Origin of the sequence: Nonomuraea sp. NPDC050643 (assembly GCF_040654715.1) — a bacterium.
Classification (GTDB): Bacteria; Actinomycetota; Actinomycetes; order Streptosporangiales; family Streptosporangiaceae; genus Nonomuraea.
In genome coordinates, this window is the sequence record NZ_JBFAIM010000016.1 from 126,356 (window position 1) to 147,610 (window position 21,255).

23 protein-coding genes, 1 tRNA gene and 1 pseudogene are annotated in these 21,255 nt (G+C 70.0%); 7 read left to right on the plus strand and 18 right to left on the minus strand.

What is annotated here, in order from left to right; genetic code table 11:
• Nucleotides 1-7 precede the first annotated feature (7 nt).
• The 10 genes from AB0I15_RS23070 to AB0I15_RS23115 form a co-directional block, all read right to left on the minus strand.
• A complete protein-coding gene (locus AB0I15_RS23070) occupies nucleotides 8-1,030 on the minus strand; it encodes a hypothetical protein (protein ID WP_358098886.1) in 1,023 nt (340 codons plus the stop codon).
• A 271-nt stretch (nucleotides 1,031-1,301) separates the two neighbouring features.
• Nucleotides 1,302-1,439 carry a hypothetical protein gene (locus AB0I15_RS23075; protein ID WP_358098888.1) on the minus strand — a complete coding sequence of 46 codons (138 nt, stop codon included), beginning with the start codon at nucleotides 1,437-1,439 and terminating at the stop codon, nucleotides 1,302-1,304.
• Between the two features lie 45 nt (nucleotides 1,440-1,484).
• Complete coding sequence (locus AB0I15_RS23080) at nucleotides 1,485-1,628, minus strand: hypothetical protein (protein ID WP_358098891.1); 144 nt, start codon at nucleotides 1,626-1,628, stop codon at nucleotides 1,485-1,487.
• Between the two features lie 96 nt (nucleotides 1,629-1,724).
• Entirely contained in the window at nucleotides 1,725-1,856 is a 132-nt protein-coding gene (locus AB0I15_RS23085; RefSeq protein ID WP_358098894.1) for a hypothetical protein, read from the minus strand.
• Nucleotides 1,853-1,990, minus strand: a complete 138-nt coding sequence (locus tag AB0I15_RS23090) for a hypothetical protein (protein ID WP_358098896.1) — start codon at nucleotides 1,988-1,990, stop codon at nucleotides 1,853-1,855. Before AB0I15_RS23090 ends, AB0I15_RS23085 begins: the two co-directional genes overlap by 4 nt.
• Entirely contained in the window at nucleotides 1,987-2,127 is a 141-nt protein-coding gene (locus AB0I15_RS23095) for a hypothetical protein (RefSeq protein ID WP_358098899.1), read from the minus strand. Before AB0I15_RS23095 ends, AB0I15_RS23090 begins: the two co-directional genes overlap by 4 nt.
• Before the next feature lie 251 nt (nucleotides 2,128-2,378).
• Nucleotides 2,379-2,525, minus strand: coding sequence for a hypothetical protein (locus tag AB0I15_RS23100; protein ID WP_358098902.1), 147 nt, complete (start codon nucleotides 2,523-2,525; stop codon nucleotides 2,379-2,381).
• A 104-nt stretch (nucleotides 2,526-2,629) separates the two neighbouring features.
• Nucleotides 2,630-2,791 (minus strand): hypothetical protein, encoded by a 162-nt coding sequence (locus AB0I15_RS23105; RefSeq protein ID WP_358098905.1) that lies wholly within the window; start codon nucleotides 2,789-2,791, stop codon nucleotides 2,630-2,632.
• Between the two features lie 98 nt (nucleotides 2,792-2,889).
• On the minus strand, nucleotides 2,890-3,282 hold the full coding sequence (locus AB0I15_RS23110) for a helix-turn-helix domain-containing protein (RefSeq protein ID WP_358098907.1): 393 nt from the start codon (nucleotides 3,280-3,282) through the stop codon (nucleotides 2,890-2,892).
• Nucleotides 3,283-3,498: 216 nt separating this feature from the next.
• Nucleotides 3,499-3,855: a hypothetical protein gene (locus AB0I15_RS23115; protein ID WP_358098909.1), complete on the minus strand. Its 357-nt coding sequence runs from the start codon at nucleotides 3,853-3,855 to the stop codon at nucleotides 3,499-3,501.
• Between the two features lie 470 nt (nucleotides 3,856-4,325).
• Here AB0I15_RS23115 and AB0I15_RS23120 point away from each other — a divergent pair, with 470 nt between their 5' ends.
• Complete coding sequence (locus tag AB0I15_RS23120) at nucleotides 4,326-5,171, plus strand: NUDIX domain-containing protein (RefSeq protein WP_358098912.1); 846 nt, start codon at nucleotides 4,326-4,328, stop codon at nucleotides 5,169-5,171.
• 61 nt (nucleotides 5,172-5,232) lie between these two features.
• On the opposite strand, the gene AB0I15_RS23125 is transcribed toward AB0I15_RS23120, so the two are convergent.
• Nucleotides 5,233-5,559 (minus strand): STAS domain-containing protein, encoded by a 327-nt coding sequence (locus AB0I15_RS23125; RefSeq protein WP_358098915.1) that lies wholly within the window; start codon nucleotides 5,557-5,559, stop codon nucleotides 5,233-5,235.
• A gap of 51 nt (nucleotides 5,560-5,610) precedes the next feature.
• Between AB0I15_RS23125 and AB0I15_RS23130 the strand changes: the two genes are divergently transcribed.
• Nucleotides 5,611-5,697 (plus strand) — tRNA-Ser (locus AB0I15_RS23130).
• Between the two features lies 1 nt (nucleotide 5,698).
• Here AB0I15_RS23130 and AB0I15_RS23135 read toward each other — a convergent pair.
• The gene (locus AB0I15_RS23135) at nucleotides 5,699-7,831 is read right to left on the minus strand and encodes an AAA family ATPase (RefSeq protein WP_358098918.1); all 2,133 of its coding nucleotides are present in this window, start codon (nucleotides 7,829-7,831) and stop codon (nucleotides 5,699-5,701) included.
• 114 nt (nucleotides 7,832-7,945) lie between these two features.
• Between AB0I15_RS23135 and AB0I15_RS23140 the strand changes: the two genes are divergently transcribed.
• Together AB0I15_RS23140 and AB0I15_RS23145 are read left to right on the plus strand one after the other, a co-directional pair.
• Nucleotides 7,946-8,902, plus strand: coding sequence for an NAD(P)H-quinone oxidoreductase (locus AB0I15_RS23140; protein ID WP_358098921.1), 957 nt, complete (start codon nucleotides 7,946-7,948; stop codon nucleotides 8,900-8,902).
• Between the two features lie 5 nt (nucleotides 8,903-8,907).
• Nucleotides 8,908-9,426, plus strand: coding sequence for a bacterial proteasome activator family protein (locus tag AB0I15_RS23145; protein WP_358098924.1), 519 nt, complete (start codon nucleotides 8,908-8,910; stop codon nucleotides 9,424-9,426).
• Between the two features lie 20 nt (nucleotides 9,427-9,446).
• Here AB0I15_RS23145 and AB0I15_RS23150 read toward each other — a convergent pair whose 3' ends face one another.
• Nucleotides 9,447-10,244 carry an HAD family hydrolase gene (locus AB0I15_RS23150; RefSeq protein WP_358098927.1) on the minus strand — a complete coding sequence of 266 codons (798 nt, stop codon included), beginning with the start codon at nucleotides 10,242-10,244 and terminating at the stop codon, nucleotides 9,447-9,449.
• 223 nt (nucleotides 10,245-10,467) lie between these two features.
• Here AB0I15_RS23150 and AB0I15_RS23155 point away from each other — a divergent pair, with 223 nt between their 5' ends.
• Nucleotides 10,468-10,671, plus strand: a complete 204-nt coding sequence (locus tag AB0I15_RS23155; RefSeq protein ID WP_043619750.1) for a cold-shock protein — start codon at nucleotides 10,468-10,470, stop codon at nucleotides 10,669-10,671.
• A gap of 133 nt (nucleotides 10,672-10,804) precedes the next feature.
• On the plus strand, nucleotides 10,805-12,172 hold the full coding sequence (locus tag AB0I15_RS23160; RefSeq protein ID WP_358098930.1) for a hypothetical protein: 1,368 nt from the start codon (nucleotides 10,805-10,807) through the stop codon (nucleotides 12,170-12,172).
• Nucleotides 12,173-12,348: 176 nt separating this feature from the next.
• Here AB0I15_RS23160 and serS read toward each other — a convergent pair whose 3' ends face one another.
• The 4 genes from serS to AB0I15_RS23180 all read right to left on the minus strand — a co-directional run bounded on the left by serS (nucleotide 12,349) and on the right by AB0I15_RS23180 (nucleotide 16,350).
• Entirely contained in the window at nucleotides 12,349-13,611 is a 1,263-nt protein-coding gene (gene serS / locus AB0I15_RS23165) for a serine--tRNA ligase (RefSeq protein WP_358098934.1), read from the minus strand.
• 108 nt (nucleotides 13,612-13,719) lie between these two features.
• The gene (gene pheA / locus AB0I15_RS23170; protein ID WP_358098937.1) at nucleotides 13,720-14,640 is read right to left on the minus strand and encodes a prephenate dehydratase; all 921 of its coding nucleotides are present in this window, start codon (nucleotides 14,638-14,640) and stop codon (nucleotides 13,720-13,722) included.
• A 62-nt stretch (nucleotides 14,641-14,702) separates the two neighbouring features.
• Nucleotides 14,703-15,122, minus strand: coding sequence for a DUF4446 family protein (locus tag AB0I15_RS23175; RefSeq protein ID WP_358098940.1), 420 nt, complete (start codon nucleotides 15,120-15,122; stop codon nucleotides 14,703-14,705).
• A 22-nt stretch (nucleotides 15,123-15,144) separates the two neighbouring features.
• The gene (locus AB0I15_RS23180; RefSeq protein ID WP_358098943.1) at nucleotides 15,145-16,350 is read right to left on the minus strand and encodes a glycosyltransferase 87 family protein; all 1,206 of its coding nucleotides are present in this window, start codon (nucleotides 16,348-16,350) and stop codon (nucleotides 15,145-15,147) included.
• Between the two features lie 58 nt (nucleotides 16,351-16,408).
• Here AB0I15_RS23180 and AB0I15_RS23185 point away from each other — a divergent pair, with 58 nt between their 5' ends.
• Entirely contained in the window at nucleotides 16,409-19,126 is a 2,718-nt protein-coding gene (locus AB0I15_RS23185) for a hypothetical protein (RefSeq protein ID WP_358098945.1), read from the plus strand.
• A 433-nt stretch (nucleotides 19,127-19,559) separates the two neighbouring features.
• Here the strand turns inward: AB0I15_RS23185 and mptB are convergent.
• Nucleotides 19,560-20,555, minus strand: a pseudogene (gene mptB, locus AB0I15_RS23190) (polyprenol phosphomannose-dependent alpha 1,6 mannosyltransferase MptB); the annotation flags it as partial.
• Nucleotides 20,556-21,255: the final 700 nt, after the last annotated feature.

Below are 21,255 nucleotides of genomic sequence, written 5' to 3' on the forward strand. Positions count from 1 at the left end.
ACTCGCTTCACGTCGCGGGCCGTGTCGGTCGCGCACCGCAGCGCCTCGCGGATCTTGTGGATGCCGGGGTTCGGGGGAGCTCGCCCGCCTGAATCAGTTCCCTGATCTTGACGGCGAGGACCGCCGGGTCAGGCTGTACCGAGGAGGTACCGGGGGGGTACTGGATCTTGGCGTTTCCCCTGTACTTTCCGCCAGTACCCCCCGTACTGGAGGGCCGGACGATCACCGGCACCGGAAGATCAGCCAGCACCTTCCACAAGGTCGGCAGCACCCACACCGCGATCACTGCGGCGACCGGTCCGAGCGAGTGCACGATGAGGTCCAGGAGGCTGAACGGCCACACGAACGCCGGCCAGCAGTTGAGGACGAGCGTCAGCGCGAGCAGCGCCAGCTCCGTCCAGAACAGCCGTTTCCCCTCCGCGCTCTTGCGGTCCACCACGCGGCCCCGGATGGCGCTGTACGCCTGCACGCCAACGGCGGCAAGTAGCGGCAGCGAAAGGACGGCCTCGACGCCGTACGACGCCCACCAGCCCAGATCATCCCGGGTGAGGTCAAGCGCTTTTACGACGCTGGCCTGCACGCCGATCGACGACACTCCCAATGCGATGCCGACGGCGACCATCGTCATGCTGGTTGTGATCCGCCGAACCTTGGCATCGCGGTAGGCGATGGCGGCCGGGTGCTGCGCAAGCTCGTGGAGCCGCGCGGCTTCCCAGGTGCGGCGCCGCAGCTTGTCGACCTTCTTGGTGTCGAGGGTGAACGGGATCTCGTCTTCTTGGAGCTCGGCGAGCAGGTGGGCTTCGGCGACGTCGGCGCGGAGCTTCTGGACGCGCTTGGTTTCGCCGCCGGGGAGGGGGACGAGCGGCGCGTACTCCTCGTCTTCGTCGTCGTAGGGCTCGTCTTCCTCCGGGAGGGCGGGCAGCGCGGCGGGCGGTTCGGGCTGGGCGAGGGCTTCGAGCCGGGCGAGGCCGCGGGCGACCTCTTCTGGGGTGGGCTCGTTGGGCTCATTGGGCGGGCTGGTGGTGTTCATGGTCTTGGCTTTCTGTGGCTGTGTGGGTGGCGGCGGTTGGTGCCCGCCCGGGGCTTGCTCCCCGGGACGCCGGCTCCCTCGCGGGTCCGGTCGGGCTGGGGGCTTATCTGCTGGCGCGTCGGTGTGATGCGGGGGTGCGGGCGTTGCGCTCCTCCGCCTCACGGCGGCGCTCGGCGCGGACGGTTTGCATGGCACCCTTGTGGTGGGGGCCGTTCCAGCGGCTCATGTGGATCTCCTCGGGTCGTTGTGGTCTGCCTGGGATGGGTGAGAGCTACTTCTTGCTGCCGAAGAGGCCTTCCTTGATCTCGCGCAATCCGGCCTTGACCTTCTGTACGCCGTCGTCGATGCGCTTGGAGTCGGCCTCCAACTCCGCGATCTCGGCGTCGGTGAGGTCGTGCTGCTTGGCCATGTGATCTCTCCTTCTGCTAGTGGGGGTGGTCGGGCTGAGCGGGAGCTACTTGAGCAGGACGTGGCCGACGCCCTTGCAGGTCGTGCACGGCTCGAAGGCGCAGCCCGGCTCGATTCCGGGCTTCTTGCTGCAGCGGGCGCACTTCACGAGGTGGCCCTCGCAGGGCTGCGGCTGCTGGTTGTCGCACATCTGGATCTCCTTCGGTCGATGGATGGTGCTGCGTGCCCGCCCAGGGTTCGCGCCTGGCTCCCGGCTGCCGTACGGCCCGGTCGGGCTGGCGAGGGGTTACATGCGGTTGACGGCGGCCTGCATCGCGGCGAGCTCCACGTCCACCAGGGCGAGCAGCTCGTCGGCGGCGGCGAGCCGGATCCGCCAGTCCTGCGTGATCTCGTGGATGGCGACCTCGAGGCCGGTCACGACTCGCTCCTGGCGGTCTCCGGGTCGTCGTCGGCGGGCTCGTCTTGCATGGCGGCGTGCATGGCGGCGTCCGCCCGGTTGAGGGCTGCGATCCGCTTCGCGAGCCGCTCCAGGCGCTCTTCCTCAGGGGTCACCGTCTGCCGCCCTTCTTGCAGCCGGTGCAGTTCGGGTCGGTGCACGAGCTGGTGGCAACGGTGGGCCGGTCGGCGCAGGCCGCCTGGCGGAGCGTGGTGAGCGTGGCCTCGATCTCCGCGATCTCCTCGGAGGTCATCGCGAGCCGCCCTGACGCAGCACCTGCGGCCGGCAAAGACAGCACTGGGCGTCGGAGCACGAGCTCGGGTGGGGCGGCTGCGACCGGTATTCGGCGAGCGCTCGGTCAATCTCAGCGGCGTTTTGGCCGGTGTCGCGCGGCCCTTTAGGCGTTGTGGAATGCTGGGACATCGATCCCTCTTCTGGTCAAGTCAGGTGCGGGGTCGAGGTCCCCGGCGGGCGGTCGAGTCGCTTCGCCGGGGACCGGCTTACCTAGTCGGAGATCCGCAGCGCCTTGCCCATGTCCTTGATGGCCTGGCGCCCCTTGGCGGCAGCCTCAGCCCCCTTCGCGGCGGCGTCCTTGATCTCGGCCTGGGCCTTGGTGGTCTTGCTGGCGGCCTTGGCCTTGTCGTCCTTCACAAAGTCCTCCTTCTGGATACGAGGTTTGGGGGGCTGGAGCTGGCTGCTCCGGGCACCCGCCCACCCCGTGGATGGGGTCAAGCGAGCACCCGCAACGAGCCAGGTCAGGCGAGGACCCGGGAGAAGAACGTGGCGAGCTGGTTGGCGCCCTGCAGCACGCCGTCGAACACGCCGTTGACGGCGTCGGCAGCCTGGGCGGGGCGGGTAAACAGGTAGAACACCACGAACGCGACAGCCACGTAGGTGATCACCTTCTTGACCTGCATGATGTTTCCTTTCTCGATGGATGTCCCGGACATGCCGCCCGGGGGGCGAGTTGCTGGTTGGGGCAGCCCCGGTGACGCCGGGGCTGTGGGGAGTGGCGTCAGGCGGCGCGGCGGGTGAGCGCGGCGGAGGCGGCCGTGACGATGGCGACGGCGGCCCGGTGGTAGCAGCGGTGCTTGCCGCGCTGCCCGGCCGGGCAGGTGCAGCCGGAGGCGTGCACGAGGTAGGTGGTGACGTTGTCGCTGGCGACGACCGTGTAGAGGCCAGGCCGCGAGGTGGGGAGGATGAGCCCCTGCTCGATGAGGTCGCGAGCCTTCTCAACCTGCTCCGGCTTGAAGCCGTCCAGGGAGGGAGCGTCGAGAGTGATCACCCATCGGCCAGAGATCTTGGCGGCGTCGATGCGGCCGTTCTGCGCCCAGCGGCGGATGGTTCGGGGCGAGACGTTGTAGGCGTTCGCTGCTTCGCGGGCGGTGATGCCGATAGGGTGACCCACTGGGTTCTCCTCCTGTTAGCGCAGGTGGTGAATCAAGGGCCTGTCAGGTGTTAGCGCACCTGGCGGGCCCGTTTGTTGTTGCATTCCTTGCGTGCAACAACACGCTACAACATGCAACATCAGGGCGCAACCCTCCCCGCCACAATGTCGCGGCAACCTGCAGAAACGGCGAAGGCCCCCAGCTCAACGCTAGGGGCCCACCATCAACGCCGACGCCTACCCGCCGACCGTCCACTCCAGCGCCATCCCCGACCCTGGCGTGTACGTCACCCGATCCGGCTGGCCGAACTGCACCTCGAACGGGATCCAGCCGCGCACACACCGGCCCACACGGACAACGTGGTCATGCGGCGGATAGAGCGGCTCGTCCCACCACTCCGCCGAATACGAGCTCGCCGCTGGGACGACGACCCCGGACTCGTATTCGAGCGACCATGGCGCCCATGACACCGCGATCGGCTGACCCGTGTTGCGAGCGACGCACACCTTCACCTCAAGGCCGGCGTAGACGAAGCCCTTCCGATCTGGCTTGAACCGGCCCTCGAAGGGCGTCCGCAACTTCAGGGCGGTCACAGAGATCGTGGAGTCCGCGTCAACGCTGTCTTGTGCCCGCCCGACGCGCTGCGGCGAGGAAGCTGAAGGAGTGGGAGTGGGCGTCGTGGTGGAGCGTTCCACGGGAACCGCGGCAGGGGACGCGGCGGCACATCCGGCTAGCAGGAGGGTGGCGAGGGCGAGGCCGGCGGCGTGACGCATGGGGAGCTCCCGGGGGCGAGGCTGATCACGATAAGTCGTCTATCGGACACGCTAGGTGGCGTCGACATGCCCGTCCACCGGATCGGGACAAAGGGGTGGACGCTCCTCGCCATGGGCCGCGTGGGCCGTCTGTGGGCCGCCAGACAACCGAATGAGCCCCAACGCGACCCAACACAACACACACCTATTTGGCCAGCTCAGAGCTATGCTGATCACTGCGCTGCTGGTCGGAAACCCCCAGCAAGGACTTCCAGCATTTCTCGAAGGGCGGAGGCTGAGAGAATCACGTCATGGCGGCTAAGGACGGCGATGGCTGGGCCGAGTGCGGGCAGGGTCATCGGCATTGGGGCATCCACGGCGCTTCCGGGCTCCTCGTCGTCCACCATGACGACCTCGGCGTCCCCTACGTGCTCATGCAGAAACGCTCCTGGTGGAGCCACCACGGCGGCACGTGGGGGCTGCCCGGCGGGGCGCGCGACAGCCACGAGGACGCCGTGGCCAGCGCCCTGCGCGAGGCCCGCGAGGAGGCGGCGCTCGGCGGCGAGGAGCTGCGGGTGCAGGGCGTCTACCTCGACGACCACGGCGGCTGGACGTTCGAGACGGTGATCGCCTCGTCGCCGGAGCTGCTGCCCGCGGTGCCGGCCAACCGCGAGAGCACCGAGCTGCGCTGGGTGGCGCTGCCCGAGGTGCCCGCGCGGAAGCTGCACCCCGGCTTCGCCGCGACGTGGGATCGGGTCCAGGGCGAGATCAGGCCGGATCTCCTCGTGCTCGACGTGGCCAACATCGTCGGCGCCCAGGCCGAGCACGGCTGGTGGCGCGACCGGCTGGGGGCGGCCACCCGGCTGCTGCGGACCGTGTCGGGGGTCGCGCTGGCGCATCCGGTGCTGTCGCTGTGGTTCCCGAGGGTGGTGGCGATCGTGGAGGGCGCCGCCAAGAGTGCGCCCGACGTACCCGGGATTCAGGTGGTGGCGGCGACGGGCAGCGGCGACGACGCGATCGTCGACGTGGTGCGCCGCGCCAAGCCGTGGGAGCGCGTGCTCGTCGTCACCGCGGACCGCGGGCTGAAGGCGCGGGTGAGCGAGCTGGGCGCCGAGACCGTCGGCCCGAAGTGGCTGCTGTCGCAGCTCAAGGACTAGTCACAGCTCAAGGACTGGTCACAGCTCAAGGACTGGTCGCGGGGCAGCGGGCTGGTCGCGGTCAGCGGTCCGCGGTGACCACGCGGTCGAAGGCGGCCTTGAGGCCGGTCACGTCGAGCACGCGTTGTAAGACGCCGTGCACGCCCACCAGCCCCAACGAGCCTCCGCGCCCGGAGAGCTTGCGCTGGTGCTCCACCAGCACCCACAACCCGCTGGAGTCGCAGAACTCCAGCTCGGCGGTGTCGATCACGACCTGCACGCGATCCTCGGCCAGCAAGGTGACCAGGGGCTCTTTCAGGAGTGGCGCCGTGAGCTTGTCAAGATCGCCGATGAGGCGCACGCGCGCGCCGGAGTGGCCGCGCTCCACCTCGACGCTGAGATCCGCCACCTCCTGAACGTACACCCCTGTCACCACAGCCGCTATCGTGGTTTCCGCACGGGAGGGTTCGCATAGTGGACGAGTGCAGCCGCCTTGAAAGCGGCCAGGTCAGCGATGGCCTCGTGGGTTCGAATCCCACACCCTCCGCTCACTCTCGCACCCCCGCGAAGGCGTCGCCCACGTAGGCGGCGAGCTGGAGATAGGCGTCCCTCGTCGGCTCCTGGAGCCGGTCGAGGTCGATCTCCGCACCCTCCTCCAGATGCGGGTCGTACGGCACCCTGACCACCGCACGGCACCTGGCGGCGAAGTGGGCCTCCAGCTTCTTGATGTCCACCGCCGACTTCGACCGCGGCCGGACGCTGCACAGCACCACGGTCGCGTTCTTCACCAGATCGGCGTAGTGGTGCGCCTCCAGCCAGTCGAGCGTCGCGGAGGCCGCCCTGGCCCCGTCGACCGACGGCGAGCTGACCAGCACGATCTGGTCGGCCAGCCCGAGCACGCCGCCCATGGCCGAGTGGAGCAGGCCGGTGCCGCAGTCGGTGATGCAGATGGAGTAGAAGTTCTCCAGCACCTGGGAGACGTCCTGGTAGTCGGAGCCGCTGAACGCCTCGGAGACCGAGGGGTCGCGGTCGGAGGCGAGGACCTCCAGGCGCGAGGGCGCCTGCGAGGTGAACGCCCTGATGTCCACGTAGCGCTTGACCTGGTCGCGCTCGTTGAGCAGGTCGCGCACGGTGGCCGAGGTCTCCAGGACGAGCTTGTCGGACAGCGTGCCCCTGTCGGGGTTGGCGTCCACGGCGATGACGCGGTCGCCGCGCACCTGGGCCAGGGTGGCGCCGAGGCCGACGGTGGTCGTGGTCTTGCCCACGCCGCCCTTCAGGCTCAGCACGGCCACGCGGTGGTGCCCGGCGGTGACCGGGGTGCGGGCCCTGGTGACGAGTTCGCGGCGGCGGCGCACCTCCGGCGGCTCGCCCGGCTTGATCCAGCCGCCGGACGCCTTGTAGATCAGGCGGCGCCAGCCCTTGCTGGGAGCGTTCCGCCGTCCGCGAAGCAGCGACTCCGGGTCGAGGCTGTCGGCGGTCGGCCGGCCGGTGATCGGCGGCCTGGACGGGGCGGTGAAGACGGGAACGGGGGCGGGACGGCGGCGCGGCTGCGGCGTCGGCGGGATCTCGCGCTCGGCGGGACGCCACTCCGGCTGCTCGGTACGCTCCGAGCGCTCGGCGGGCTCGGACCACTGCGGCCGCTCAGGTTGCTCGTTCCACTGCGGGCGATCCGGCTGCTCCGCCCACGCGGGGCGATCCGGTTTCTCGGCCCATGCGGGGCGGTCTGTCTTCTCGGCCCACGGCAGGCGCTCGGGCTGCTCCGGCTGCTCGGCCCAGTGCGGGCGCTCCTGCTGGGGGTCGGTCCACTGGGAACGTTCCTGCTGCTGGGCCGGCTCCTGAGGGCCGGACTCGGGCTCGTTCCACTGGGGCCGGTCGGTCCTCGGCATGGTCTCGGACGACTCGACCCACTGGGGGCGCTCGTCGCGGGGCTCCGGCGATTCGGCCGCCCACGGGGGCAGCTCGTCCTTCGGCGGGCTCTCCGGCTGCTCGGCCCACGACAGACGCTCGTTGCGCGGCTGGGTGTCGGCCCATGCGGACCGTTCCTCGCGCTCGGGCGGCTGCTCCTGCTCGGCCTCGGCGGCGGGCGCCTTCTCGCTGGCCGGCTCGGCGACGCTGGACCAGTCGGACGGCGGCCACGGCGTGTCGGTCGTCTGCTCCGGCTGAGCGGTCTTGTCCCGCTGGGCGGCCTTGTCGGGCGACGAGGTCGTGTCCGGCGGGGGGTCGAGCGGCGCGGCCGTGTCGGGCGGAGGCGTCTTGTCGAGCGGCGAGACCCTGTCCGGCGGCGTGAACGACAGCGCGTAGGTGTCGGTGTCGTCGGGGCGCGGCAACGGCTTCAGCGGCGCGAGGAAGGGGTCGTCGGCCCTCGGCGCGGGCGCCGGGGACTCCTCCTTGACGCCGGTCTTGCCCAGCCACTCGCCGGCCTCGCTCTCCCCGGTGGGGAGGTCTTCGGCGGCGCCGGCGCCGTAGACGGAGTCGACCGCGGCCCGGAACAGCGGCGGCGTCGGCGTCTCCTGCTGCTGTGGCACCAGTGACCAGGGGTCCTTGGGGTACGGCGAAGCGAGCGGCTCGTCGACCGGAGAGGTCGAGGCGCTGACAGGGACGGGCGCCTCCTCCGTCTCCTTGATCGCGTCAAGCCAGGCCAGCTGTTCCTCGAGAGATTCCTCTCGATCGTGTCTTGCCACCGTGTTCCCCCTCGGGTGGGTCTAAAGGGGCAGCAAATACCTTGCAGATTATCGCCACACGCTCACTGGAAGCCCGGCAACCCACAACTTCTTTGCCCGGCTACCGTGGTTCGCATGCGAGCCATTGAGATCGCCGGAGCCGGCGGACCAGAGGTGCTGGAGTGGCGCGAGGTGCCCGAGCCACGGGTGGAGCCGGGTGACGTGCTCATCGACGTCGCCGCCGCGGGCGTCAATCGCGCCGATGTCCAGCAACGACGAGGATTCTACGACCCTCCCCCCGGCGCGTCCCCGTATCCGGGGCTGGAGGTCTCCGGCACCGTCGCGGAGGTCGGCGCCGACGTCGAGCGGTTCAAGGTCGGCGACGAGGTGTGCGCGCTGCTGTCCGGCGGCGGTTACGCCGAACGCGTAGCCGCGCCCTGGCAGCAGGTCATGCCGGTGCCCCGCGGGGTGTCGCCGCGCGAGGCCGCCGCGCTGCCCGAGGTGGCGTGCACGGTCTGGTCCAACGTGTTCATGGTCGGGCGGCTGCGCAGGGGCGAGACGCTGCTCGTCCACGGCGGCGCGAGCGGGATCGGCACGTTCGCGGTGCAGCTCGCCAAGGTGCTCGGCTCCCACGTCGTCACGACCGTCGGCTCCGCGGCCAAGGCCGAGCGCGTCAAGGAGCTCGGCGCCGACGAGGTCGTGAACTACCGCGAGGAGGATTTCGCGGAGAAGGTCCAGGCCGACGTGATCCTCGACATCATGGGCGCGAAATACCTGGAGGGCAACGTCCGGGCGCTGCGTGCCGGCGGCCGGCTGGTGATCATCGGGCTGCAGGGCGGGCGCAAGGCCGAGATCGACCTGGGCGTCCTGCTCGTCAAGCGCGCCTCGGTGCACGGCACGACACTGCGCGCCCGTCCCGTGGACGAGAAGGGCGCGATCGTACGCAGCGTCGTGGACAACGTCTGGCCCCTGGTCGAGGCCGGTGCCGTGCGCCCTGTCATCTACGCGGAGGTTCCCATGGCGGACGCCGCGCAGGCTCACCGGATGTTGGATTCCGGAGAGCACGTCGGCAAGATCCTGCTAGTACGGTGAGTGTTATGAATGCTGAGGACAACAACACCCCCCACATCGTGGTGGTGGGCCCTGACTTCCAAGGTCAGGGCGATAGCGGCGAGGATGATCGCTCGGTCGCCAACCTGGTCGAGCAGCCCGCCAAGGTGATGCGCATCGGCAGCATGATCCGGCAGCTTCTCGAGGAGGTCCGCGCGGCTCCCCTCGACGAGGCCAGCCGCAAGCGGTTGAAGGAGATCCACGAGTCCTCCATCAAGGAGCTCGAGGACGGCCTGGCGCCCGAGCTGGTCGACGAGCTGGAGCGGCTGTCGCTCCCGTTCACCGACGAGAACGGCACGCCGCCGAGCGAGGCCGAGCTGCGCATCGCGCACGCCCAGTTGGTCGGCTGGCTCGAAGGGCTGTTCCACGGCATCCAGACCACGCTGTTCGCGCAGCAGATGGCGGCCCGTGCCCAGCTCGAGCAGATGCGCAGGGCGCTGCCGGGCGTGCCGCAGGGCGACGACCCGCAGCACCGCCCGCACGGCGGCACCGGGCCTTACCTGTAGCGGGTGGCCGCCGGACGCGGCTACCCGTAGAGGTCCTCGATCACCCGCGCGACACCGTCGTCGTCGTTGGTCGCGGTCACGTGGTCGACCGCCGCCAGCACGTCCGGATGCGCGTTGGCGACCGCGTACGACGTGCCTGCCCAGCTCAGCATGGGCAGGTCGTTCGGCATGTCACCGAAGGCGACCGCCTGGGACGACTTGATCTCGTGCTCTCCGGCGAGCGCGGCCAGCGCCGTCGCCTTCGTCACCCCCTGGGCGCTCATCTCGATCAGGCCCCTGCGACTGGAGTGCGTGGGGTTCACCAGATGGCCCACCAACTCGTGCACCGTGGCCTGAAGTTCGTCGACGTCCATCGCGGGATGCAGAGCCAGGAGCTTGGCGCATGGACGCGCCGTCACGGAGTCGACGCGGGCCGTGGCCGCCGCTCTGTCCAAGCCGCCGAGCCGGAAATCCGACTCATGCGCAAAACCGGCTTCATACTCGACCGAAAATACGAGATCCGACACGTTCGCTCTTAGCTGAGCGACGACTTCCTCGAGTACGTCGACGTCGATGAGGTGAGATTCCACTATCCGTTCGGTATGGAGATCGTAGATCAGCGCCCCGTTCGCACAGATTGCGAGCCCATGGTGACGTACGGCACCCGCGACCCCACCCATCCACCGGGGTGGACGGCCCGTAACGAACACGAGGACAGCTCCGGATTCCTCGACTTTGCCGAAGGCGGCGACCGTGCGCGGAGACACGGTTCCGTCGGTGCGCAGCGCGGTGCCGTCGAGGTCAGTGGCCACAAGGCGCGGTGCGGGAAGGGTCTGCATAACAGGTTCCAGTTTGCCCGGTGATGCCGCCCGACAGAAATCTTCCTAGGGACGGGAACACCAACGCTCCAGAATGGTGTTAGATGTGATGGCGTTGTATTAGCTGATCCCGTAGTGAAAACCAGCATGACTTTGTCTGAGCCACCCCGGGTGCTTGCTGTACGACACACCGGGACCCACGAGGTGTGGGTCCCATAGATTCACATCCTGAGGGAGAGCTTTTATGGCTCAGGGAACCGTCAAGTGGTTCAACGCCGAGAAGGGCTTCGGCTTCATCGCCCCGGACGGCGGTGCGCCGGACGTGTTCGTGCACTTCTCCGAGATCGTCGGCAACGGCTACCGCAGCCTTGAAGACGGCCAGCGGGTCGAGTTCGAGATCACGCAGGGCCAGAAGGGGCCGCAGGCCTCTCAGGTCCGAGCCATCTGACCTGTAGCAGCGAGACAGACCGGAGTTCGCTTCCAGCGGGCTCCGGTCTTTTGCTTGTGTCGGGTTGGTCACGGCTGTGACTCGACTCACACAACCCCCGAACCGCCGACCTCTCCCGGCCATCGATCTCTGTATGAGGTACGCGTGGTTGTGCCACCCCGTGACCGTCGCCGGGGTGCTGGTGCTCTTGGTCAACGACCACCTGCTCAAGCAGGCGTGGCCGGGGTTCGTCACGGGCAAGCTCAGCGACGTCGCCGGGCTCGTCGTGGCGCCCGCGCTGCTGGCGCTGCTGTTCTGGCGGCGGGCCGATCTCGCGGCGACCTTGCTCACCGGAGTGCTCTTCGCGGTCGTGAAGAGCACGGAGACGGGCGCTGAGGCCGCCTCTCAGGTCTGGACATGGGTGGCGGGTCCATCGCGGGTCCTGGCCGATCCCACGGACCTCCTGGCGCTGCCTGCGCTCGCCCTGGCCTGGTGGATACGCCACCGCAGCCTCCGCGGCCCCGGCTCGGCCCGCCGGCGCCTCATCGTGACGATGCCGCTGGCGGTCCTGGCCGTCACCGCCACCGCCGCCGCGCCGCCCCCGCTGTCGGCCGACTCCGTGGAGATCGACTCGCTCGACCGGATCGTGGTCCACAACGGGCCCGGCTGGGCGTGGATCTCCGAGGACGGCGGGCGTACCTGGGCGGAGGGATCCGCCAAGCGGGTCAAGCCGCCGCAGAGCGCGCAATGCGTACCCGGACAGGCCACACGGTGCTATCGCGTGGCCAAGGACCGGATGGCCGTGGAGCAGTCGGACGACGGCGGCCGCACCTGGCAGCCGTCGTGGCGCCCGTCCGAGGACGATCTCGAGCGGATGGCCAGGCAGTACGACCGCCCGGCGCCCGCCCTTCGCGCCATGGCCCTGACCGTGCAGGCCCGTTCCGGCGGGCACACCGTGGTCGTCGCGAACGGGCTGGACGGCATCGTCGTACGCGATCCGTCGGGGACGTGGCAGCGTCTGGGCCGGCCCGGCACCGAGCCCGCGGAAACGGATCTGGACCCCGAGCTCACCATGGCGCTGTTCCTGGCGGTCTGCATGCTGTTCGGCGGCGTAGGGGCGGGGCTGCGGCAGTACGGCGGGGTCTACCTGGGTTTCGCGGCGGCGTCCTGCATCGCCTGGCTGTCGGCGCTGGCCGGCTGGTTCCAGCCGGGGAGCGGCATCCTGCCGGACGGGCCGGCGCCACTGCTGACCTTGACCGGCGTGGTCGTGACCATGGGGGGCGCGGTGGTGTGCCTGGCGCTGGCGATCGCCGGCAGGGCACGTCCCGCGCCTGTGGCGGTCGGCGTGCTGGGCGCACCGCTGATCTTCGTCACCGTCTTCGCCCCCTTCTACGGGTGGTCCCAGGGCACCCCTGGCCCCTACTGGGTCGCCGTCGGGCTCGCCGTGGTGCTGACCGCGGCCGTACTGGTGGCGGGCGCCGCCTTCCTCAGGCACGACGCCCGCTCTCACCTCGACGGGTAGATCACCACACGACCGGCCGGAGCACGCCGAACCACTGCACCAGCCTGAGCACATCGACCGACTGAGCCGGCCCGAACGCATCGACCGACTGAGCCGGCCCGAACAGGCCCGAGCACATCGACCGACTGGGCCGGCCTGAGCGCGTCGAGCTGCTGGACCGGCCTCAGTACGTCGACCTACTTGGCCGGCTCCAGCACGTCGAGCCCCACGAAGGGCCGCAGTGCGGCGGGGACCACCACCGAGCCGTCGGCCTGCTGGTGGTTCTCCAGGATGGCCACGATCCAGCGGGTCGTGGCCAGCGTGCCGTTGAGCGTGGCCAGGTGCTGCGGCTTGCCGTCCTTGTCGCGGTAGCGGATGGCGAGCCTGCGGGCCTGGAACTCGGTGCAGTTGGAGGTCGAGGTCAGCTCGCGGTAGCGGCCCTGGGTGGGGATCCACGCCTCGCAGTCGAACTTGCGGGCGGCCGACATGCCGAGGTCGCCCGCGGCCGTGTCGATGATCCGGTAGGGCACCTCGATCTTCTCCAGCATCTCCTTCTCCCAGGCGAGCAGGCGCTGGTGCTCCTCGTGCGCGTCTTCGGGCCGCACGTAGGAGAACATCTCGACCTTGTCGAACTGGTGGACCCGGATGATGCCCCTGGTGTCCTTGCCGTAGGAGCCCGCCTCGCGCCGGAAGCACGACGACCAGCCCGCGTAACGCAACGGCAGGTCACCGCCGCCGAGGATCTCCTGGGCGTGGTAGCCGGCCAGCGAGACCTCCGAGGTGCCGACCAGGTAGAGGTCGTCGTCGGGGAGCCGGTAGATCTCCTTGTCGTGGGCCACGTGGAAGCCGGTGCCCTGCATGGTCTCCGGCTTGACGAGCACCGGCGTGATCATCGGCGTGAACCCGGCCTCGATGGCGTGCTGCATGGCCATGTTGAGCAGGCCGAGCTGCAGCCGCGCGCCGACGCCCCTGAGGAAGAAGAAGCGCGAGCCGGACACCTTGGCGCCCCGCTCCATGTCGATCGCGTTGAGCGCCTCGCCCAGCTCCAGGTGGTCTTTGGGCTCGAAGTCGAACACGCGCGGCTCGCCATGGGTCTCGAGCACCACGTAGTCGTCCTCGCCGCCGGGCGGCGCGCCCTCCTCGACGATGTTGGGCACCGACTGGAGGACCTCGTCCAGCTCGCCCCCCAGCCTCTCCGCCTCGGACTCGGCGGCCTTGACCTGGCCCGCGAGGTCCTTGGCCCGCTGGAGCAGCGCGGCCTTCTCCTCGCCCTGCGCCTTGGAGACCGACTTGCCCATGCTCTTCTGCTCGGCGCGCAGAGACTCGAACGAGGTCAGCGCGGATCGGCGGCGCTCGTCGAGGTCGAGCAGCGTGTCGACGACGGAGTCGTCCTCACCGCGGGCACGCTGCGACGCCCGTAGCCGGTCGGGATCCTCACGAAGGGTACGCAGGTCAATCACAAGGAAAGGCTACCGGCGCGGGGAGGCGCCCCGCCCCCGGATTTGCCGGGACTCCCGCCTGCACCGGGAACGGCGCCCGCGTTCGGACATCCGGCGGGCGGGGTCTCGTCAGACCCGCCCGGCGCGGATCCTCGCCAGCCAGTCGCCCGCCTCCGCGAACTCCGGATCGGACGTGCCCCGCTTGATCTGCGGCGCCAGCCCGTCGGCCCGCGGATAGCTGCCCAGGAACCGCACTTCACCACAGATCCGGTGCAGCCCCGCGATCGCCTCCCCGACCCGGGCGTCGGCCACGTGCCCCTCGAAGTCGAAGTGGAAGAAATAGCGGCCGATCCCGTCGCCCGTCGGCCGCGACTCGATGCGCGTCAGGTTGACCCCGCGCACGGAGAACTCGGTCAGCATCTCCAGCAGCGCGCCCGGGTGGTCGTCGGCCAGGAAGACCACCAGCGTGGTGCGGTCGGAGCCGGTCGCCTCCGGCAGCGGCCCCGGACGGCTCACCTTGACGAACCTGGTGACGGTGTCGGATCTGTCGCCGATGTCGGTGGCCAGCTCGACCAGCCCGTAGTGCTCGCCGGCGATGCGGGCGGCGATGGCGGCGTCGTAGGGCGAGCCGGGCAGCGACACCTCCTGCGCCGCGGCGGCCGTCGAGGGCGCGGCCACCACGACGGCGTCGGGCAGCTCACGCGCGATGAAGGCGCGGCACTGGGTGATGGCCGCGGGATGCGTGTAGACCCGCTTGATGTGGGGGATCTCGGTGCCCGGCCGGGCCAGCAGCGAGAACTGCACGGGCAGCAGCAGCTCGGCGTTGATCAGCAACGGCTCGCCCCAGGCGAACTCGTCGAGGGTCGTGGTGATCGCGCCCTCGATGGAATTCTCCAGGGGCACCACGGCGCCGTCGGCGCCACCGTCGCGGGCCGCGTTGAGCGCCGCGCTCACGGTGGCGCAGGGCAGCCGCTCGGCGGTGGGGTCGAGGAGCCGCAGGGCCTCCTCGGTGAAAGTCCCTTCCGGTCCGAGATAGGCGAGTCTGGGCATGCGTCCAGAGTATCCGCAGCTCGACAGCTCACGCCGCCGTTACTCGGACGGCGTACCCGAGTTCACAGCGGCCCGCAGGCCCGGGACTGGATCAGCGGCCCGAGCCCGAGCCTGGCCGCCCGCACCGCCTCCTCCTCCTCGGGCGACAGCGGCTGTTGTCCCTTCCCGCCCACCACCGGCCGCACGTACGTACGCGTCTCGCTGCGGCCGTTGATGGAGGTCAGCACGATCCCGTCGCCCAGCCCGTTGATCATCGCCACCGAGAACGACAACCGCCCGGTCATCTCCGCGAGCGCGTCGTAGCGGCACACGGCCACGTCTCTGATGGCCTTGAGGTCGTTCCTGCCCTCGCTGGTCTGCCGGGCGAGCGTGCGCTGACAGTCTTCCACGGTGGCTTTGGCCTGCTTAAGCGCCAGATATCCGATCATTACGCCACTGACCCCGGCGACGACGCCCACGATGACCCATGTGGTAACGAGCACGGCACAGAGGGTAACGGTTCAGTCAGGTGATCCCCCGGCGTTTCGGCAACCAGGACACCAACAACCACACCAGAGCCAACGCCCCAAGCCCGAACCCGTTCTGGACGATCTTCCCCAGCACCAGGCTCACGCCGGGAATGTCGGCCGCGATCAACGACACCCCCCACCACGGGACCGGCACCACGTAGTACAGCCACACCCCCGCGGCCACCCTCAGCCTGACCGGGTCACGCCCGTCGCCCACGATCGCGCCGAGCACCACGACCACCCAGGCCAGGTGATGGATCCAGGCCACCGGCGAGAGCAGCACGGCCATCAGGCCGACGAGCGCGACCGCGGTCATCGACTCGCCCGCCCGGTAGGCGTCCCGGGCGCCGCGGAAGCCGTACCAGCCGACCGCGGCCACGACCACCAGCCAGATCGCGGACGTGAGCAGGTCGGGCAGGTACAGCCGGATCAGCATCCCGCGGATCGACTGGTTGGTGGTGGCGGCGTTCGAGCCGAGGCGGTCGGGGTCGAGCAGCGCCGAGAACCAGAAGTCGGCCGCGTCCCGCGGAATCACCGCGAACGGCAGCAGCGTGAGTACCGCCGCCGCGAACACCGCCATGTAAAAGGTCCGCCACTGCTTGGTGACCAGCAGATGGATCAGGAAGACCCCCGGTGTCAGCTTCACCGCCGTGGCCAGCCCGATCAGGAACCCGCGAGGCCACCAGGGCCGCTTGGCCACACAGTCCGCCAGGCACAGGGCGACCAGCAGGATGTCCACCTGCCCGAACCGCACCTGGTCCCTGATCGGCATCAGGTACGCGCACGCCACCATGAGCAGCCCGAACAGCCACGGCACGTACTTCCGCAGCGCCTCCCGCGCCAGCACCTGCCGGAACGAGAACCCCACGGTCACGGCCAGCGCCACGTAGATGCCGACCGTCCACACCCACTGCGCCGTCTCCCACGACATCCCCGCCAGCCCCACGGCCAGCATCGCCGCGATGGGCGGATACGTGAACGGCAGCAACTGAGGCGCGGGCGTGAAGTAGTCGTACACCGGCCGTCCCTCAAGGAGCATCTGCCCCCCGGTACGGTAAACGTCCAGGTCGACCAGCCGTTGGTCGTCGGGATTGGTGAGCCACGTGTGCACCAGGGGCGCCACGGCCGCCACGACGACGAGCGCCACGACGGCCCACGCCCACCACTGCCGCCGCATCGCCCGTACCTCGCCACTTGTCACGGTGTGGCACGTTACCGTGGCTGGTGTTGATCGAGGGGCAGACACTGGGGGTCCGTAGATGCCGAACGCCACTCCGTACGCGCCTCAGGGCCGGTACGGGAAGCGCCGCCACCTCGGCCACGGAACCACCCTGCTCACCGTCCTCCTCCTGACCCTCTTCGCCCCCTTGCCCCCGGCCTGGGCCGGCACCCTCCACCCACCCCAGACCGCATCCCCAACCCACACCCTCCACCCACCCCAGACTTCGGCCTCAACCGACGCCCTCTTCTCATCTCAGGCTCCGGCCTGGGTCGGCGGGGTCCAAGGGCGGGTGGCCCTCATCGGCGTCCCCGGGTTGGAGTGGAGCGACCTCAGCCAGTCGACGACCCCGAACCTGTGGCGCCTCGTGGGCGAAGGGGCCTCGGCCTCCCTCTCCACCAGGGCGGTGCCACCGCCGGACCGAGGCATCACCTGCCCCACGGCCGGCTGGCTGACCATCTCGGCGGGCCAGCGCTCAGGCACACCGGGCAAGGGCTGCCCTCCGCCCCCCACCCCCCAGCAAGCCGGAGAAGGCGCCACGATCCCCACCTGGCGCACCCTGACCGCGTACCAGTCGGAGACCGGCTACAACGCCCAACTGGGCACCCTGGGCCAACTGGTCACGGACAACGGAGGCAAGGTGGCCGCAGTCGGCCCGGGCGCCGCCCTGGCCGCAGCCAACAAGTCCGGAAATATCGCCAGATACACCCCCACCCTGGACGGCCTGGGCGACACCACCCCCTACAGCCTCATCGTCCTCGAAGCCGCCGCCCTGGCCGACGCCTGGACCCGGCAGCCCCTGGACGAGTACGGCGTCCCCACCCCCCTGCCCGCGTCCGCCCGCCGAGCCGCCGTGGCACAGGCGGACCAGCAGATCGGCGCCTTGATCGCCGAACTCCAGCCCGGCACCACCGTCCTCGTGGCCGGCATTTCAGACGTAACGCCCAACGCCCACCTCCACGTGGCCATCGCCACCGGCCCGTCGCCCACCGGCCGGCCGTACCCCCGGGGCCACCTGACGGCCACCTCCACCCGCCAGGACGCCCTGGTCACGATCACCGACCTGACCGCCACGACCATCCAGCTCCTGGGCGTACCCACCCCCAGAGACGTGGTGGGCCGCGCCTGGCAACCCGGCGCCCCCGCCCCCTCCACGCCGTCCGAGACGATGACGGAACTGGCGGACGCGGACCTGGCCAGCCAGGTCCTGCGCGAGGTGCGCGGCCCCTTCTTCACGGTCCTGGTGACGGTCCAGCTCCTCTTCTACGCCTTCGCCGCCCTCGCCCTCCGCCGCCGCCGCACCACCCGCCCGAACACCGAACGCCCGAACACCGAACGCCCGAACACCGAACGCAGGAGCACCGGACACCCGAACGCCACACCCGCCGACGACCACTCCGCACAACCCGGCCCCCGCCTCCCCAACACCGACTCCCACCCCAACAACAAGTCGCTCTCCAACCCCGATCCCGACCCCAAGCCCTTGGCCGACCCCGGGTCCCCGTCCAACACCGAGCCCCTCTCCGACCCCGGACTCCTGCCCACGACCGGGTCCCTGCCCAAGCCCAAGCCCCTGCCCGACACCGAATCCCTGCCTGACCCCGGGGCGCGCCCCGACACCAAGTCGCCTACCTACTCCGAGCCGCGTAACAGCACCGAGTCGTTTGCCGGCGCCGAGTCGGCGAGCACCTCCAAGCTCCTCGTGGCCGTCCAGATCGTCGCGGTGGTCAGTGGTGCCATCGCCGTCTCCACCTTCCTGGCCCAGTTGGTGCCCTGGTGGACCCTGCCCGTGCCCATGCTGTCGGTGATCATCACGATCCTCGCCATCGCCGGTCTGATCACCGGTGCCGCCTTCGCCGGGCCGTGGCGTGCACATGTGCTCGGCCCTCTCACCGTCGTCACCGCCCTCACCTCGCTCGCCCTGCTCCTCGATGTCATGACCGGCTCGAAACTCCAGGTGAACGCCGTGACCGGCTACGAGCCCGTCACCGGAGGACGCTTCTATGGCTTCAGCAACATCGCCTTCGCCGTCTACGCGACCGGCACCATCCTCGGCCTCGCCGGGCTGGCCCAGTGGCTGCTCGGCAGGGGCGTGTCCAAGGTCGTGGTCGTCTCGGCGTGCGCGCTCTACGGAGGGTTCGCGGTCTTCGCGGACGGGTGGCCTTCCTGGGGTGCGGACTTCGGTGGGGTCCCGGCCTTCGTGATCGGTCTGGCCGTCTTCCTGATCCTGCTGTCGGGCAGGCGGGTGTCCTTGCTGAGGCTCCTGCTCGTCGGACTGGCCGGAGCCGTGCTCGTGGGCGGCCTTTCCGTGTTCGACTGGCTGCGTCCCGATGATCAGCGGACCCACTTGGGCAACTTCGTCCAGCAGATCATCGACGGCCAGGCGTGGACCGTCGTCAGCCGCAAGTTCGGCGCCATGATCGGCGTAACCGTCGGCAACTGGTCACTGACCCTCCTCTCGCTGGTCGCGCTGGCTTTCCTGTTCCTCGTGCTGGCCCGCCCCTCCCGCTGGGGCGCCCCCGCCCTCGGCCTGGCCTACAAGTCGGCCCCGACGCTCAGGGCCGGCCTGTTCGGTGCGCTCACGTGCGCCTTCGTCGGTTTCCTCATGAACGACTCCGGCATCGCCATCCCGGCTATGGCGCTGACGGTCGCCGTGCCGCTGACCCTCGCGGCCTGCGTTCGCGCCCTCCAGCTCGCCACGCCCACGCCACCAGCCCCACCGTCAGAGCAAGCAACACCCAGGCAAGCTGAGGCCTGAGCTCGCTCCTGAGCCACATGAGGTCCGGGGGCTGCCCGTCCACCCGGGCAGGCAGGTACGCGAGCGACAGCACCATCAGGTGCGCCACCACGAACCCATCCACCGCAGAGGCTCCCACCAGCACGAGCATCCCGAACGCCAGCCCGTCGTACCAGGGCAGGATGTACGGCGTCGCGAACAGGTACGCCACCACCAAGGCCGCCGCCACAACAGGAGCCTCCAGCCCCCTCGACCTCGACCCCGACCCCGACCCCGGCCCCGGCCCTGGCCCTCTGCGCCCCTCCGGCTTCTTCAAGCCCTCCAGCCTTCCGGTCTTGCCCAAGCCCTCCGGCCCTCTAGGCCGGCCCAACCCCTTCGACTCTTCCGACCCTTGCACCCCGCTCGGCCCACCCGACCCCTCTGACGACCGTGACCGGATGGTCGCCAGGCGCAGCAGTGCCCACGCCACCAGCCCGAGCACCACGAGGGACCCGATCTGGATCTCACCCCGGTAAGCGCTGCCGGTGCCCACGATCGACTGCAGCCAGCCCTGCACCAGCTTCCAGAACGAGGCATGCGAGATCGACTTACTCGTACGGGTCATCGGCTCGATCGCCGCCGTCCCCACGATCGCGTACCCGGCCACCACCACCGCGACCGCGCACCCCGCCATGAGGGCCAGGCGGGCCGGGCGGCGGCGTAGCTCCCAGGCGGGCCCCAGCGCCATGAGGCCGGCGTTTACCTTGATCGCCACCCCCAGCCCCAGCAGCACACCGGAACCGGCCGGGCGGCCCCTGGCCAGCAGCGCGGCGACCATGCAGGCGACGGCCAGCGTGTCCACATGCATGCCCGCGACGAGGTGGTAGAGAAGCAGCGGGTTGGCCGTCCACAGCAGCGCGGCCCGCAGCCGCCTGGCCGGATCGTCTCTGGTGAACCGATCGATGAGAAACCCGGTCGCGATGAACGCGGCGGCGTTGAACAGGGCCAGCACGAATATCGTCAGCCGCAGCGAGTCGCCGCCGACCCAGCTCGCCACCGCCTGCAGCGCCGTGGCGACCGGGCCGTAGACGCTGGCCTCCTCACGCCAGGGCTGCTCCACCGCGTCGGCGATGGGGTCGCCCGCCAGGTCGGTCGCGCCGTGCGTGTAAGGGCTGAGGCCGAGCGTCACCATGCGGCCGTACGCGGCGTAGTTGAGGTGGTCGGCGGAGCCCGACGGGGGCAGGAACGCGAGCGCGCCGGCCGCGGCACAACCGGCGAGCATCAGCGACCGCGCGCTCGGAAAGCGGTGAAGTTGGGCGAACGGGCTGTGGATGGCCATCAGAGCGGCCAGGAGGCCGAGGCCACCGAGGACGATGGCCGCCGTGGCGAGGATGATCACCAGGTAGGGGTTGGGGGCGGCCTCGAGAGAATAGGGCGGCTGCCAGCCCGGCCCGGTGAGGGCGGGGACCATCGATGAGGGCCCCAGGAAGCCGATGGTGATCGTCAGCAGGATTGAGGCGCTGATCGCCGCCGTGGCCGGCCCGGCGAGCCGACCTCGTGCCTTGTCGTGCCACGTCTGCGAAGTCACCGGGAAATTCCAGCACACTCGCGAGACGGCCTCGCCAGAACCACCCCCACCTGTGGACGACGAACCCCTAACACCGCCGCCTGTGGACAACCATGCTCAGACCACCGGCACGACCAGGTTCGCCCATCAGCACAGATCACCGACCCACAAGGCGCGGGTTGCACAGCCCGGCAGGACACCGACCCACAAAACGTCAACCGCACATCACGGAAACGCGCCGACCCACAAGACATGGACCGGGCAGAACGACCGAGCCTGGACCCACAAGACGTGAACGGCGCGACACGGCACGGCACCGACCCACGCGGCGTGGACGGCACATCACGACGGCCTTCCGACCGACAAGACGAATCCCGCACCCCACGACAACGCACCCACCCACAAGACTCACGACAGCGCACCCGTCCACAAGACATGGACGGCCCAGCACGGCAGGCCGCCGACCGGCAAGACGTGGGTCGCACGTCAGGGCAGATCGCCGGTCCACAAGACGTAAATCGCGCCTCACGACAGGCCGCCGGCCCACCAGCGCCACCCTGCAGCCCAGTGCAAGGGCCAGAGGAGATCGAGGCCGGGTTTCGGC

What these genes read in the sequence shown, in the direction of transcription:
- AB0I15_RS23070 (WP_358098886.1), bottom strand. Translation starts at nt 1,030, where the DNA reads ATGAACACCACCAGCCCGCCCAATGAGCCCAACGAGCCCACCCCAGAA.
- AB0I15_RS23075 (WP_358098888.1), bottom strand. Translation starts at nt 1,439, where the DNA reads ATGGCCAAGCAGCACGACCTCACCGACGCCGAGATCGCGGAGTTGGAG.
- AB0I15_RS23080 (WP_358098891.1), bottom strand. Translation starts at nt 1,628, where the DNA reads ATGTGCGACAACCAGCAGCCGCAGCCCTGCGAGGGCCACCTCGTGAAG.
- AB0I15_RS23095 (WP_358098899.1), bottom strand. Translation starts at nt 2,127, where the DNA reads ATGACCTCCGAGGAGATCGCGGAGATCGAGGCCACGCTCACCACGCTC.
- AB0I15_RS23105 (WP_358098905.1), bottom strand. Translation starts at nt 2,791, where the DNA reads ATGCAGGTCAAGAAGGTGATCACCTACGTGGCTGTCGCGTTCGTGGTG.
- AB0I15_RS23120 (WP_358098912.1), top strand. Translation starts at nt 4,326, where the DNA reads ATGGCGGCTAAGGACGGCGATGGCTGGGCCGAGTGCGGGCAGGGTCAT.
- AB0I15_RS23140 (WP_358098921.1), top strand. Translation starts at nt 7,946, where the DNA reads ATGCGAGCCATTGAGATCGCCGGAGCCGGCGGACCAGAGGTGCTGGAG.
- AB0I15_RS23145 (WP_358098924.1), top strand. Translation starts at nt 8,908, where the DNA reads ATGAATGCTGAGGACAACAACACCCCCCACATCGTGGTGGTGGGCCCT.
- AB0I15_RS23150 (WP_358098927.1), bottom strand. Translation starts at nt 10,244, where the DNA reads ATGCAGACCCTTCCCGCACCGCGCCTTGTGGCCACTGACCTCGACGGC.
- AB0I15_RS23155 (WP_043619750.1), top strand. Translation starts at nt 10,468, where the DNA reads ATGGCTCAGGGAACCGTCAAGTGGTTCAACGCCGAGAAGGGCTTCGGC.
- AB0I15_RS23160 (WP_358098930.1), top strand. Translation starts at nt 10,805, where the DNA reads ATGAGGTACGCGTGGTTGTGCCACCCCGTGACCGTCGCCGGGGTGCTG.
- pheA (WP_358098937.1), bottom strand. Translation starts at nt 14,640, where the DNA reads ATGCCCAGACTCGCCTATCTCGGACCGGAAGGGACTTTCACCGAGGAG.
- AB0I15_RS23185 (WP_358098945.1), top strand. Translation starts at nt 16,409, where the DNA reads ATGCCGAACGCCACTCCGTACGCGCCTCAGGGCCGGTACGGGAAGCGC.